The organism is Limnovirga soli (assembly GCF_013106755.1).
GTDB classification, from domain to species: Bacteria; Bacteroidota; Bacteroidia; order Chitinophagales; family Chitinophagaceae; genus Limnovirga; species Limnovirga soli.
Genome location: NZ_WHPF01000007.1, coordinates 172,237 through 185,230, shown reverse-complemented (window position 1 = coordinate 185,230; position 12,994 = coordinate 172,237). Strand labels below are relative to the sequence as shown.

Genomic DNA, 12,994 nt, shown 5'->3' with positions numbered 1-12,994 from the left:
TTGCGGCTTGATTAATTTACCATTTATGAACTTAATAGATACACACTGCCATATTTACGGAGAAGATTTTACAAACGATGTGCACGAAACCATTCAAAGAGCTTTTGAGGCAGGGGTTGAACAATTATATATGCCCGCTATAGACAGCACTTACCTGGAAAATATGTTTTCGCTGGAAAAAGCCTACCCGGGCAAATGTTTTGCCATGGCGGGCTTACACCCCTGTTATGTAAAAGAAAACTATCAAAGCGAGTTGGATATAATTGAAAATTTGTTAGCCAAAAGGCCATTTGTAGCTATTGGTGAAATTGGCCTTGATTTTTATTGGGATACCAGTTTTGCCACCCAACAATACCAGGCATTTGAAACACAAATGCAGTGGGCATTACAATACCAATTACCCATTGTAATACATACCCGCAAAGCCATGCAGGAAACCATAGATGCTGTAAAACCCTTTGCCAACAAAGGCTTGAAAGGCATTTTTCATTGTTTTAGCGGTACGGCTGCAGATGCTGCCGCCATTATTGATATGGGTTTTACCCTGGGTATTGGCGGAGTGGTAACCTATAAAAACAGCGGATTGGCCGAAGTAGTTGCTCAAATAGGGTTAGAACACATGGTTTTAGAAACCGATGCACCCTATTTAACCCCGGTGCCCTACCGCGGCAAAAGAAACGAAAGCGCCTATTTAACCTATATAGCAGCTAAAATTGCCTCTATAAAAAATATACCTGTAGAAGAGGTAGCCCAGATAAGTTCTGCAAATGCCAAAAAAATATTCGTTCACTCGGTGTAGATGATTATTTTTGCAGCCCTGTAAAAAACGGAGAGTTGTCCGAGTGGTTGAAGGAGCACGCCTGGAAAGTGTGTATACGGGAAACTGTATCAAGAGTTCGAATCTCTTACTCTCCGCCAAAAAAAGCTGCAAACATTGTATTGCAGCTTTTTTTATGTACCTAGCTTTTGTACCCTTAGCAGCTGATCTTGCGTCGCACTCTTGTACTGTATATCTTTTTGCACCAAATGATTATTGGTAGTTTAATTATAAAATATACCTCAATTTAAGCTGCCACAAAGGAGGAACCCTGAACCGAGCGTGGCAAGTAAAGCTGCCTGTTGTACACAGGCTGGCAACAAAATAAACCCACTGTTTATTAGCGGGCGGACAAAAAAAATCCCGCTGCTTTCGCAACGGGATATATTGATTTATTTCTTTATTAAACGTTTGCCTCTTCTACCTTTTGCTTATAATCAAATTTAAGCAATCCGGCTTCTTTATCCAGGCTGGCTACCAGAACATCACCATTTTTAATGCTGGTGCTTAGGATTTGCTCGGCCAAAGGATCTTCCAGGTATTTTTGAATGGCACGGTGTAAAGGCCTAGCACCAAATTGAGAATCGTAGCCCTTATCTGCCAGGAATTCTTTAGCATCTTCAGTTAACTCCAGCGAAAGCCCCAATGCAGTTAAACGCTTTAATACGCCACGCATAAGTATATCGATGATTTCAAAGATGTTTTCTTTTGAAAGCGAATTGAATACAATTACATCATCCACACGGTTTAAAAACTCGGGTGAGAAGGTACGTTTCAATGCTTTTTCAATAACGGCTTTATTATTTTCGTCCTGATTTTGCATACGGCTGGCAGTTGCAAAACCAACACCATCCCCAAAATCTTTTAATTGTCTTGCGCCAATATTAGACGTCATGATGATGAGGGTATTTTTAAAATTAATTTTTCTACCCAAACCATCTGTTAGCTGGCCATCATCCAATACCTGTAAAAGAATATTATAAATATCGGGGTGTGCTTTTTCAATTTCGTCTAACAGAATTACACAATATGGTTTACGGCGCACTTTCTCAGTTAGTTGACCGCCTTCCTCATACCCAACATAGCCCGGAGGTGCGCCAATTAAACGGCTTACGGTAAACTTCTCCATGTATTCACTCATGTCTATGCGAATAAGTGAATCTTCGCTATCAAACAGGTTTCTTGATAAAGCCCGTGCCAATTCTGTTTTACCAACACCGGTTGGCCCCAAAAATATAAATGTACCTATAGGTTTTTTAGGATCTTTTAATCCCACCCTGTTACGTTGTATGGCTTTTACAACTTTTAAGATGGCATCATCCTGACCAACCACCATTTGCTTCATATCATCGCCCATCTTACGCAGCTTGTCTGTTTCGGCCTGTACCATGCGTTTAACAGGTATGCCGGTCATCATACTTACCACTTCGGCAATGGCTTCTTCATCAATAGGGTAGCGCTTGTGTTTACTTTCTTCTTCCCATTGGTTCTTGGCTTTTTCCAATTCTTCGCCTAAACGCTTTTCTGTATCTCTCAATGAAGCCGCTTCTTCAAAGCGCTGGCTTTTTACTACCTTATTTTTCTCTTGCTTAATATCTTCAATTTGCTTTTCTAGTTCCAGGATATTTGAGGGCACATTAATATTTTTCAAGTGCACCCTGGCGCCTACTTCATCTAAAACATCTATCGCTTTGTCGGGCAATAGTCTGTCCGTCATGTAGCGGTCGCTAAGTTTAACACAGGCTTCAATAGCATCATTGGTGTAAATAACACTGTGGTAATCTTCGTATTTAGATTTGATATTATTTAGAATCTGTATTGTTTCATCAACACTTGGCGGTTCTATCAACACTTTTTGAAAGCGGCGGTCTAATGCACCATCTTTCTCAATATACATTCTGTATTCGTCTAATGTAGAGGCACCAATACATTGTAATTCACCTCTTGACAGGGCAGGTTTAAAAATATTACTTGCATCCAATGAGCCACTGGCACCGCCTGCACCCACAATGGTATGTATTTCATCAATAAAAAGAATTACATCCCTGTTTTTTTCCAGCTCATTCATGATAGCTTTCATGCGCTCTTCAAACTGACCGCGGTATTTGGTACCGGCAACCAAAGCAGCAAGGTCTAGACTAACCACACGTTTATCAAATAAAACACGGCTAACTTTTCTTTGTACAATTCGCAAAGCCAGGCCTTCTACAATGGCGGTTTTACCCACACCAGGCTCTCCAATAAGTATTGGGTTATTCTTTTTTCGGCGCGATAATATTTGAGATACCCTTTCTATTTCCTGTTCACGGCCAACAATGGGGTCTAGTGAACCAGTTTCTGCCAGACGGGTAATATCGCGGCCAAAATTATCCAATACAGGTGTTTTGCTTTTTGCATTACCAGCCTGTTTTGTTCTTTGTTGCTGAGAAAAGCTTTTTTTCTCCTCATCAAATTCATCTTCATTATCATCGGTAAACTCGCTGCGGGGCTCGTTGCTTTTTACCATGCCCAATTCGTTTCTGAAAATATCGTAATCCACGTCAAACTGATTTAAAATTTGTGTAGCAATGTTTTCTTTGTTTTTAAGAATAGAGAGCATCAGGTGTTCTGTTTCTACCAACGGGCTTTTTAAGGCTTTAGCTTCCAGTACCGTGACACGGATTACCTTTTCTGCCTGTTTGGTTAAAGGCAAACTATTGATATTGGCAATATTTTTTCCTGTTTTATCTTTTATAGCCAGCTCTACTTCCTTACGCAGCTCATACAGATCAACATTTAATTGCTTTAATATCTTAATGGCAGTATTCTCTCCTTCACGTATTAATCCAAGCAAAAGGTGCTCCGTTCCTATAAAATCATTCCCCAGCCTAAGCGCCTCTTCCCTGCTAAATGAAATGATTTCTTTTACCTGGGCAGAAAAGTTATTATCCATTTTTTTGTGTTTATACAAGTATAACAAATATTTTTGAGCTCTGTTCTTGTGTATTACCTAAAGTCTCACAATCACTTAATAAAGGTATATGAATTTCAAAATTGATACCAAAGAGAAATTTACGACGATTACGTCTATGCAGATTGATTTATCTGACAATTTAACAGAAAAACTTATTGCAAGTGCTACCCGTTGTTTGTCTCATGCGCCCAAAAATGTAATACTTAATCTAAGTTCAGTGCAGCATCTAACTGAAACAGGCGCTCATCAACTGGCTAGATTGCAGGAAACCTTCTACGAAAAAAATGCTTCACTGGTTGTTTGCGAACTGCAAACAGCTGTAGAACAGCTACTTGAACAATGGCAGTTAAACGAAGTAATTAATATCGTACCCACCGAAAGCGAGGCATGGGATATTGTTCAAATGGAGGAAATTGAACGAGAACTAATGGACGATTTTGATGAACTTACCAACGAATAATTTAATAAATACTTCTACAAGTTGCACAAAATAGCAGGCTGCGGTTTTGTCATACAGTAATTGCATTTTGCAAAGAACCATTTTATGCACCCGGCATTTAAAATAGGTATGCAGCTTTACTTGCGTCGCACTCTTGTGCTGCACAACTATATGCAACAATAAACTACCGTAACTTAATATCTAGCTGAATAAATGTGCTGAACGATGCAGTGAGTGACACAACAGGCGATGCCATTTGTTGCAACAGCTGGTAACAAAAACATACAATATTTTTTTATCTTGTGCGTATGGAACATGTTGCACATTTACAAAAGGATAAAAAATTAGCCCCCATTGTTCAACCACCCTTTTGTAATTTAACGCCTAAAAAAAACATTGCCATTGCATTAATGGGAAGTATAATGAGCCAGCAACTTAGCACAAAAGTAGCGGCCGTAATTTATGCGCGTTTTCTTGCCTTATACCAACATAAAATACCTACAGTTGCTGCTGTTTTAAATACACCAATTGATACCTTGCGAAGCATTGGCCTTTCTAATGCAAAAGCAATGTACATACACAATGTAGCCCAATTTTTTATTGAGCAAAAAATTACACCGGCCTATTTAAATAAATTATCGAACGAAGAAATTATTGCATTATTAACGCAAATAAAAGGTGTTGGCCAATGGACGGTAGAAATGCTGTTAATGTTTACTATTGGAAGGGAAGACCTGATTGCATTAGACGATCTTGGCATACAGCAGGCCATTGTTAAATTATATAAACTGGAGCATTTAAATAAAAAAGAACTGAAACTAAAAATGGAAAAGATTGCAGTTAAATGGAGCCCATACCGAACGTATGCATGCCTGTATTTATGGCGCTGGAAGGATGGCAAATAAAAAGGTGCATGGCTCCGGTACCATGCGCCCACGATGTTTGTGATGCTTAGAATTAATTAGCATCAATACATTCTACAATCTTACTATTGCTAAAATCATTTCCTGTTTTCCAGATGCTAAAAAAATAGCGGCTGCTATTATCTTTTCTTTCCAGCCTTATTTGTTTGTTATAGCTTTTATCTGTATAACTTTTGATAAATACAATTTCGCCTTCCTGGTTATGAATTACCAGCGTAAATTTCTCGCCACTTGCATTATTTACTTTGATATTGTAAGCCAGGGTACTGTTATCGCTGGCAGCTAATTTAACTGTAGTAGCATTTTCATTTAGCTTTTTTACAGAATCGCTGCTATTGGCATTACCGGCAAAAGGTGTATTTACCAAAACCATTGTTAATAATATAAACGCAACTAAAAAAGTGGTTGTATATTTTGTTGTTCTATTTCCTTTCATAATTTTTCAATTTTTAGTCTACACTAAACGCTGTTCACTTTTTTTGTAAAGACATCCGGATCTATGCAACTTTTCAAATTTTTATTTAATAAATATTGTCTTTACACTTGTAAAAAGTGGCATGGAATTTAATGTGTACTTTTTACACATATAGATACCGAAAAAGCAAAAAGGTAACCCAATAAATATTTGACTTAACAGATTTCCTATTTATATATAATTGATTTAGAATATTTTAATACATAAAATAGAAAACAGGTCTACAAGAGAATTTTGCCTGAAATGCGTATTTTGACCAGGCATATTAGTACATTTTACCTCCATTTTGTTGCCGGTACTTATATGGAAAACAAAAAGGCACATAGTAAACTATGTGCCTCGTACTGTTAAATAATTAATTTTATAACTTGGTAATGATAACATCATCAACCACTTTGGTGGTGGCATTTACCTGGTAAGTAGTTTCCAGTGCTTTATTGTCTGAAACAATATTAAAACTGAATGTACTTCCGTAAGAGTCGTCTTTCAGGATTTTGATTTTTTTGCTGAAACTTTTATCAGCATAATCCTTAGAGAATAACACTTCGCCTTCGCCATTGCGAACCACCAGCTTAAACTTGTCGCCATTGAGATTGTTAATCTTCACATCAAACATCAACCCGTTTACTGCACTTCCTGCAAATTGAACAGATGTGGTGTTATTATTAGATACAACTTCAATTGGCGTGTTAGATGTAGCATTGCCTGTTAGTGGTGCAAATGCCATTAATGCTGATGCAATTAAGATAGACGGTACAAATTTTCTACTTAAGATGCTTACAATTGTCTTCTTCATGATTCTACATTTTAATGTTAAAAAAAATTTAATCACTGGCAACCAATCATGTTAAGACTTTCCTGTGGCAGACAATTATATTAGAGAGTTCGCAAACCCGTAAGGGTTGTAAGCGGACATTGGGATAAAAGATGTTTCGTTAACGTGTAATCTCTACACAAATATATACCGGAAAAAAGAAAAAGTAACCCTGCTTAAAGATTAATTAACATAATAACATATGTTAGCATTCAATAATAGCAAGGCTTTCAGCGAAATTTATTCGGTTGGAAAGTATTGCTAATCAACAATTTGCAACAGACATCTTATCTAATTTTAAGTGTCAAATTAACAATTTAAAATTGAAAAAATATTTCCAAAAAAAAATTAAATACCAGCTACATAAATAAAAAAACCTGACTATGCAGGCATAATCAGGTGCTGATTTTATAACAAAAAAAATAAGTTTATATTTTTTTATTTAAAGTTTGCCAAAGCAAATCTTTTAAGGCAGTTAAGCCCTTATTCATTACTGATGATATAAAAATATGTGGTATTTCAGCTGGTAGTTCTTTTACAATTTCTGCCTTTAATTCATCATCCAGCATATCGCTTTTACTAATAGCAATTACAAAATCTTTTTGCAGCATTTCAGGATTATATTCCTGCAATTCATTTACCAATACATCAAACTCCTCCCTGTGATTATTACTGTCAGCGGGAACTAAAAATAACAAAATAGCATTTCGTTCAATATGACGCAAAAATCGGTGTCCCAGCCCTTTTCCTTCTGCAGCGCCTTCAATAATACCTGGCAAATCGGCAATACAAAAAGATTTTCCATCCCTGTATTCTACCATACCCAATTGTGGTGTTAACGTTGTAAATGCATAGTCGGCAATTTTGGGTTTGGCAGCAGTAATCACCGATAACAGGGTAGATTTACCGGCATTGGGGAAACCCACCAAACCTACGTCGGCCAAAACTTTCAGCTCTAGCGATTTATACCCTTCAACACCCGATTCCCCGGGCTGTGCATGTTCCGGTGCCTGATTGGTAGGCGTTGCAAAATTAGAATTACCCAATCCACCCCTGCCTCCAGGCAACCAAATTACTTCCTCCCCATCCACCAAAATTTCTGCTTCAATTTCACCCGTTTCCTCGTCGCGGGCCACAGTTCCAAGCGGCACTTCTATTATAATATCTTTTCCATTACGTCCGGTACTGGTATTTTTACTGCCATGCTCACCATCCTCGGCAATTACATTTTTATAATAACGCAGGTGTAATAAAGTCCATAATTGACTATTACCCCTTAAAATAATATGCGCCCCCCTGCCCCCGTCTCCCCCGTCGGGGCCACCAAAAGCAGTAAGTTTATTACGCATAAAATGCCTGCTACCACTGCCACCATGGCCGCTTTTGCAAAATATCTTGATATAATCAATAAAATTCGACTTTTCCATACTTGTAAAACGGCAAAGATAAGTTTTATGAGCCCAGCCACAGAATAACTATTAAGTACCGCTTGCGTCGCACGCTTCAACTGCATAACATAGGTAGGCATAACACCAATTACCCTTTAGGCTTAAAGGAATTTACATTTCCCAAACTAAAGTTTACCAAATATTGTAGTTGCCTCAGATAAAACAAGCCCGCAAGTCTGAAAAACCCGCACTTAAAAAAATTTAACAGCACAAAAAGAAATTTTAACAAGTAACTATTTAGTTACAAATAACTATAATTCAATAGCTTATAGTTAAAAAAAAAGAACATATGCAGTTAATCCTTATTTGAATTTGTGGCAGGTATTGTTCTTCGGATACTGCTATTACCTTTGCGCGGCAATAAAAAAGTGTATGAGTCGTTATCAATAACAGTAATCCAAAATTCCATTACAGATGAAAAAACTATTTTTTGTTCCATTCATATGCTTTATCACCCTAACATCATTTGCACCGGAGCATATGCCAAATGGAGATGAAAAAAAGTTTCCATCACTATTACCCTCCGTATCAGATGAGTCGCCACTAGTATCCAAATGGGTAGACTCTGCCTACAGCCAGTTAAAGCTGGATTCACTAGGCCTACAGAAAAATGTATTTTTTTACGCCTGCAAAGGTTATCAGTTTATGCTAAGCAAGAATGCATTACACAAACCTCAGCTATTAACCATTTGCGATTATAGTCAGCCAAGCAATAGCAAAAGACTATATGTAATAGATTTAAAGGAAGGCAAAGTATTGTACAATACCTATGTATCACATGGTAAAAATTCGGGTGCTATATATGCTACCAGTTTTTCAAACAAACCAGAAAGCCACAAAAGCTCCTTAGGCTTTATGATAACCGGAGAAACCTATAACGGCAAAAATGGTTATAGCCTGCATTTTGATGGTATAGAACCTGGCATAAACGATAAAGTAAGAAGCCGTGATATAGTAATGCATGGCAGCAATTATGTAAATGCCCAAAGAGCCGATGAGGGCACCAGTATGGGCAGAAGTTATGGTTGCCCAGCAATATCATATAATGAGCATAAAATAATTATAGATGCCATTAAAGGCGGTAGTTGCTTTTTTATATATGCCAACGATAAATGGTATGCTTCCTCCTCCCGTGTTTTAAATGCACGTTTCGATTGGCAATTATCTGCTTCACTGGATGTTACAGCTGTAAATAATTAAATCAGGCTATGGCTTTAAACTGTTTTAAATGGTGCAGGGCATGCTTGTGCAACAGATGCACATTTTCCTCAAATGTTAACGTACCAAAAAACGCATTTTCTGTTGTTAATGATGTGTTGGCTTCAAATAAAGTAAAAAAATAATCCAGCTCGTGTTGTAAAATAATAATGGCCTCCGCTTTGCTTCCCAGTCGCATTGGTGCTGGTTGTTCACTCATCATCGGGTTTTTGGTATTCTGCTTAAAAGGAATATCACTTAATAAAAATGCTTTTAACCTGTTTAATTGAGGCGTTGGGGTAATTTTTGGTAATACCAATTTACCACTGGCCATTCTAATAGCATCAATAAAATGCTCCATCATTTGCTGGCCATTTAATACGCCCCATTCTCCCTTTGCATCTGCCGGTATTTGTTGCATGGCCGGTACCAGCTGGTGTCGTAAAAAATCAAGTTGTTGTTTTCGCATATAAGATATTCAGGTAAGTGCTACACTTCTACCTTTATAATTATAACGTACTATACAACAGTTTATTGAGTAACCTATTTATTGCGTTTATAATTAAAAGAACTATAATTAGATCATCCATTTTTAATTCATTTTGCTGCCATGAAAGTGGAACCCTGAACCGAGCGTGGCAAGTGCAGCCAAATATATAAGTACTGCCGGCCCCATAAATGCCTTTACTTTTATCAGGGCAATTAGGAATTTGTTAGTTTGGCTTGTAGAACTTTCACATTAAAAATAAACTGATAAAGAAACAATAGCTTTGTACCCAAACAATGTACATATGCCTTCTATACTATACGAAGTGAGAGACGGTGTTGGTATTATTACTTTAAACCGGCCCGATAAATTAAATGCGGTTAACCGTGAAATGGCGCTCTTGCTTAAGGAAAAACTAAATGCCTGTGCGGCAGATAAACAGGTACGCTGTATTTATATAACCGGCGCAGGCAAAGCATTTTGTGCCGGGCAGGACCTAACAGAAGTAGACCCCGACAATGAGGATACCAACCTGATTTTAAGAGAACAATACAACCCGCTTGTTTGGAAAATAAGAACCATTGAAAAACCTGTAGTGGGTGCTGTAAATGGTTTAGCTGCAGGTGCCGGCGCCAACCTGGCATTTTGCTGCGATGTGGTGATAGCCACAGAATCGGCTTATTTTACGCAGGCTTTTTCTAAAATTGGCCTAATCCCCGATACAGGTGGCACCTATATTTTGCCCCGGTTTGTGGGCTGGCAAAAAGCCAGTGGCATGATGATGTTAGGCGATAAAATTGGTGCCATTGAAGGTGAAAAAATGGGCATGTTATATAAAGTTTTTCCTGATGCCGTTTTTGAGGAAGAAACCTTTAAAATAGCCAAACAATTAGCCAATATGCCTACAAAAAGTTTAGCTATGATAAAACATGCACTCAACTTTTCCGCCATTTACTCTTTCAAAGAACAACTGGATGTGGAAGATGAATTTCAAAAAATAGCTTTGCATTCACACGATTATAAGGAAGGTGTTAAGGCTTTTCTGGAAAAACGTGCACCCGAATTCAAAGGCGAATAATTATTCAAATTTATACGCATGGATAACAACACCAAAGCACAGGAAATAGTAAAAACCATGATGGAGCTGGACCAGTTTAGTAACTGGATGGGCGTAAAAATAATCGATATAAAAGAAGGCTACAGCAAAATAGAAATGTTGGTGCGCAATAATATGCTAAATGCATTTGGTATTGCACATGGAGGCATTACATTCGCTTTGGCAGACAGTGCATTTGCCTTTGCCTGTAACAGCAATGGTAAAATTACTGTGGCATTAGATGTAAGCATTTCTTTTCCCAAAGCTGCAAAAGAAGGCGATATACTTACTGCCGAAGCAAAAAGAGTAAGCAACACCAACAAAACCGGCTTATACCTAATTGAGGTAACCAACCAACACCAGCAATTAGTAGCACTTTTTAAAGGCACCTGTTATAAAACCGAGAAAGACCTGGTATCGGCACTGCAACAGCCAGGTTAAACCGCTGTATTATGTTTTATCAATTTAAAGAATTTATACCCGTAGTTCACGAAACCGCCTACGTTCACCCGCAGGCTGTGGTTACAGGCAATGTAATTATAGGTAAGCAGGTATATATTGGCCCTGGCGCCGCTATTAGGGGAGATTGGGGAGGTATTATTATAGATGATGGTTGCAATGTGCAGGAAAACTGTACCATACATATGTTCCCTGGCATAACTGTGCATTTAAAAGAAGCGGCACATGTTGGGCATGGCGCCATTATACATGGGGCCATGATTGGTAAAAATTGTTTGATAGGTATGAATGCAGTAATTATGGATAATGTGGTACTGGGCGATGAATGTATTGTTGGCGCCCTAAGCTTTATAAAAGCCGCAACCATATTCGAACCCCGCAGCCTTATTGCAGGCAACCCCGCCCAAAGAATAAAAGAGGTAAGTAATGAAATGATAGAATGGAAAACTGCCGGCACCAGCTTATACATGCAATTGGCTACAGATATGCATTCCCATGCAATACCTTGCCAGCCATTGCGGCAAATACCTGCAAACAGGCCCTCGCAACCAGCAATATACCAGCAATGGGAAGATGTAAAAAAGAAATTATAAAGTCCTTTAGGTAATTTAAAAATGTGGATACCGGCAAAAAAGCCATTGGGCAACATCGTTGTGTCACTCACTTGTACTGTAGTAATACTTAGCAGCAAAAAACAACAAAGCATTTAGAAAGGGTGTGTGTAAATTCACCAGCAATTGCATCTTCAATAAAAAATATATGAAATATTATCTTGTACTATATAGCGCCATGTTGTTTTGCCTTTCGTGTACCGGAATAAAAGCACAACAATCCACTGAATGGCAACAAAAGGCCCGCTCAGAATATGCAGACGATGCCACCCTAAACAACCTGCAATTGAATAACGAATTATTGCTGGTATTTTCTATAGAAACACATGCCTGGGGTACATCAGCTACCTACAAAGTATTGGCCCTTAATCATGGCGAGTGGACAGGCTATACATGGTATGTAAGAAAAGCACCGGGTGTAGCATCAGTACCAAATGTAAACCCGCTAATTGTAAACAATGATTCCTGCAATGCAGTTTGGAAATACCTGCAACAAAAAAAAGTGTGGAATATACCAGGCGATAATGGCGAAAATTTCTGTACCACCAATAACAACTGCAATATAAATGATGGCAGTACCTGGAAACTAAGCATCATTGCCCAAGACAAGATTGTAGATCCTGCCTATTACGAACCGGCATTTTATGAAGAATGTTGCCCCGGCAATAAAGACAGGGCACTATTTATTGCCGCAATAAATAAGCTTACCAGTGTAATGGGTAATGGCAGATAATTGATTCTATAAAGCAGGCGAAATACCTAACCTATTTGGCTTTGTTTTACCTTAGCCAAATGATGGTTTATGATGATGAATTTTTTATGAGGCAGGCATTAAAGGAAGCACAGGAAGCTTTTGATAAAGACGAAGTGCCTGTAGGTGCCGTAGTGGTAATGAATAATAAAATTATTGCCCGTGGCCATAACCAGGTAGAATTGCTAAATGATGCTACCGCCCATGCCGAAATATTGGCTATCACATCTGCCTGCAATTATATGGGGGCCAAATATTTACCTGATGCCACCCTATATATTACGCTGGAACCATGCCTTATGTGCAGTGGCGCTATTTACTGGAGTAAAATACCCAATATTGTTTTTGGTGCTTCAGACCCCAAAAATGGTTATGGCCATTATACCGGCAAAAACTGGCCATTTCATCCAAAAGCCATTTTAAAAAGAGGGGTGCTAGAAGAGGAATGTGCCGCCCTTATAAAAGCCTTTTTTAAAGCAAAAAGATAATTGCGCTATAGGGGTGTAATGCACATCATTTGCCTA

14 protein-coding genes and 1 tRNA gene are annotated in these 12,994 nt (G+C 38.2%); 10 read left to right on the top strand and 5 right to left on the bottom strand.

The window, feature by feature from the left end:
- The first annotated feature begins 25 nt into the window (after nt 1-25).
- Complete coding sequence (locus GD597_RS11420) at nt 26-799, top strand: TatD family hydrolase (RefSeq protein WP_171607990.1); 774 nt, start codon at nt 26-28, stop codon at nt 797-799.
- A gap of 29 nt (nt 800-828) precedes the next feature.
- A tRNA-Ser gene (locus GD597_RS11415) sits at nt 829-918 on the top strand.
- A 302-nt stretch (nt 919-1,220) separates the two neighbouring features.
- On the opposite strand, the gene GD597_RS11410 is transcribed toward GD597_RS11415, so the two are convergent.
- Nucleotides 1,221-3,749, bottom strand: coding sequence for an ATP-dependent Clp protease ATP-binding subunit (locus GD597_RS11410; RefSeq protein ID WP_171607989.1), 2,529 nt, complete (start codon nt 3,747-3,749; stop codon nt 1,221-1,223).
- A gap of 88 nt (nt 3,750-3,837) precedes the next feature.
- Between GD597_RS11410 and GD597_RS11405 the strand changes: the two genes are divergently transcribed.
- Together GD597_RS11405 and GD597_RS11400 are read left to right on the top strand one after the other, a co-directional pair.
- Entirely contained in the window at nt 3,838-4,230 is a 393-nt protein-coding gene (locus tag GD597_RS11405; RefSeq protein WP_171607988.1) for an STAS domain-containing protein, read from the top strand.
- Nucleotides 4,231-4,517: 287 nt separating this feature from the next.
- Entirely contained in the window at nt 4,518-5,114 is a 597-nt protein-coding gene (locus GD597_RS11400) for a DNA-3-methyladenine glycosylase family protein (protein ID WP_171607987.1), read from the top strand.
- A gap of 52 nt (nt 5,115-5,166) precedes the next feature.
- On the opposite strand, the gene GD597_RS11395 is transcribed toward GD597_RS11400, so the two are convergent.
- The 3 genes from GD597_RS11395 to obgE form a co-directional block, all read right to left on the bottom strand.
- Nucleotides 5,167-5,568 (bottom strand): hypothetical protein, encoded by a 402-nt coding sequence (locus GD597_RS11395; RefSeq protein WP_171607986.1) that lies wholly within the window; start codon nt 5,566-5,568, stop codon nt 5,167-5,169.
- Between the two features lie 400 nt (nt 5,569-5,968).
- The gene (locus GD597_RS11390; protein WP_171607985.1) at nt 5,969-6,403 is read right to left on the bottom strand and encodes a hypothetical protein; all 435 of its coding nucleotides are present in this window, start codon (nt 6,401-6,403) and stop codon (nt 5,969-5,971) included.
- Between the two features lie 446 nt (nt 6,404-6,849).
- Complete coding sequence (gene obgE, locus GD597_RS11385) at nt 6,850-7,848, bottom strand: GTPase ObgE (protein ID WP_171607984.1); 999 nt, start codon at nt 7,846-7,848, stop codon at nt 6,850-6,852.
- Between the two features lie 435 nt (nt 7,849-8,283).
- On the opposite strand from obgE, the gene GD597_RS11380 reads away from it, so the two are divergent.
- The gene (locus tag GD597_RS11380) at nt 8,284-9,069 is read left to right on the top strand and encodes a murein L,D-transpeptidase catalytic domain family protein (protein ID WP_171607983.1); all 786 of its coding nucleotides are present in this window, start codon (nt 8,284-8,286) and stop codon (nt 9,067-9,069) included.
- A 1-nt stretch (nt 9,070) separates the two neighbouring features.
- Here the strand turns inward: GD597_RS11380 and GD597_RS11375 are convergent, their stop codons facing one another.
- The gene (locus GD597_RS11375) at nt 9,071-9,535 is read right to left on the bottom strand and encodes a hypothetical protein (RefSeq protein WP_171607982.1); all 465 of its coding nucleotides are present in this window, start codon (nt 9,533-9,535) and stop codon (nt 9,071-9,073) included.
- Between the two features lie 322 nt (nt 9,536-9,857).
- On the opposite strand from GD597_RS11375, the gene GD597_RS11370 reads away from it, so the two are divergent.
- The 5 genes from GD597_RS11370 (at nt 9,858) to GD597_RS11350 (ending at nt 12,958) form a co-directional block, all read left to right on the top strand.
- Nucleotides 9,858-10,631, top strand: a complete 774-nt coding sequence (locus GD597_RS11370; protein WP_171607981.1) for an enoyl-CoA hydratase-related protein — start codon at nt 9,858-9,860, stop codon at nt 10,629-10,631.
- A gap of 18 nt (nt 10,632-10,649) precedes the next feature.
- A complete protein-coding gene (gene paaI / locus GD597_RS11365) occupies nt 10,650-11,090 on the top strand; it encodes a hydroxyphenylacetyl-CoA thioesterase PaaI (RefSeq protein WP_171607980.1) in 441 nt (146 codons plus the stop codon).
- Between the two features lie 11 nt (nt 11,091-11,101).
- Nucleotides 11,102-11,701, top strand: coding sequence for an acyltransferase (locus GD597_RS11360; RefSeq protein ID WP_171607979.1), 600 nt, complete (start codon nt 11,102-11,104; stop codon nt 11,699-11,701).
- A gap of 166 nt (nt 11,702-11,867) precedes the next feature.
- Nucleotides 11,868-12,452 carry a hypothetical protein gene (locus tag GD597_RS11355; RefSeq protein ID WP_171607978.1) on the top strand — a complete coding sequence of 195 codons (585 nt, stop codon included), beginning with the start codon at nt 11,868-11,870 and terminating at the stop codon, nt 12,450-12,452.
- A 59-nt stretch (nt 12,453-12,511) separates the two neighbouring features.
- Nucleotides 12,512-12,958 carry a nucleoside deaminase gene (locus GD597_RS11350; protein WP_171607977.1) on the top strand — a complete coding sequence of 149 codons (447 nt, stop codon included), beginning with the start codon at nt 12,512-12,514 and terminating at the stop codon, nt 12,956-12,958.
- The last annotated feature ends 36 nt before the right edge of the window (nt 12,959-12,994 follow it).

What these genes read in the sequence shown, in the direction of transcription:
- GD597_RS11420 (WP_171607990.1), top strand. Translation starts at nt 26, where the DNA reads ATGAACTTAATAGATACACACTGCCATATTTACGGAGAAGATTTTACA.
- GD597_RS11410 (WP_171607989.1), bottom strand. Translation starts at nt 3,749, where the DNA reads ATGGATAATAACTTTTCTGCCCAGGTAAAAGAAATCATTTCATTTAGC.
- GD597_RS11405 (WP_171607988.1), top strand. Translation starts at nt 3,838, where the DNA reads ATGAATTTCAAAATTGATACCAAAGAGAAATTTACGACGATTACGTCT.
- GD597_RS11400 (WP_171607987.1), top strand. Translation starts at nt 4,518, where the DNA reads ATGGAACATGTTGCACATTTACAAAAGGATAAAAAATTAGCCCCCATT.
- GD597_RS11395 (WP_171607986.1), bottom strand. Translation starts at nt 5,568, where the DNA reads ATGAAAGGAAATAGAACAACAAAATATACAACCACTTTTTTAGTTGCG.
- GD597_RS11390 (WP_171607985.1), bottom strand. Translation starts at nt 6,403, where the DNA reads ATGAAGAAGACAATTGTAAGCATCTTAAGTAGAAAATTTGTACCGTCT.
- obgE (WP_171607984.1), bottom strand. Translation starts at nt 7,848, where the DNA reads ATGGAAAAGTCGAATTTTATTGATTATATCAAGATATTTTGCAAAAGC.
- GD597_RS11380 (WP_171607983.1), top strand. Translation starts at nt 8,284, where the DNA reads ATGAAAAAACTATTTTTTGTTCCATTCATATGCTTTATCACCCTAACA.
- GD597_RS11375 (WP_171607982.1), bottom strand. Translation starts at nt 9,535, where the DNA reads ATGCGAAAACAACAACTTGATTTTTTACGACACCAGCTGGTACCGGCC.
- GD597_RS11370 (WP_171607981.1), top strand. Translation starts at nt 9,858, where the DNA reads ATGCCTTCTATACTATACGAAGTGAGAGACGGTGTTGGTATTATTACT.
- paaI (WP_171607980.1), top strand. Translation starts at nt 10,650, where the DNA reads ATGGATAACAACACCAAAGCACAGGAAATAGTAAAAACCATGATGGAG.
- GD597_RS11360 (WP_171607979.1), top strand. Translation starts at nt 11,102, where the DNA reads ATGTTTTATCAATTTAAAGAATTTATACCCGTAGTTCACGAAACCGCC.
- GD597_RS11355 (WP_171607978.1), top strand. Translation starts at nt 11,868, where the DNA reads ATGAAATATTATCTTGTACTATATAGCGCCATGTTGTTTTGCCTTTCG.
- GD597_RS11350 (WP_171607977.1), top strand. Translation starts at nt 12,512, where the DNA reads ATGATGGTTTATGATGATGAATTTTTTATGAGGCAGGCATTAAAGGAA.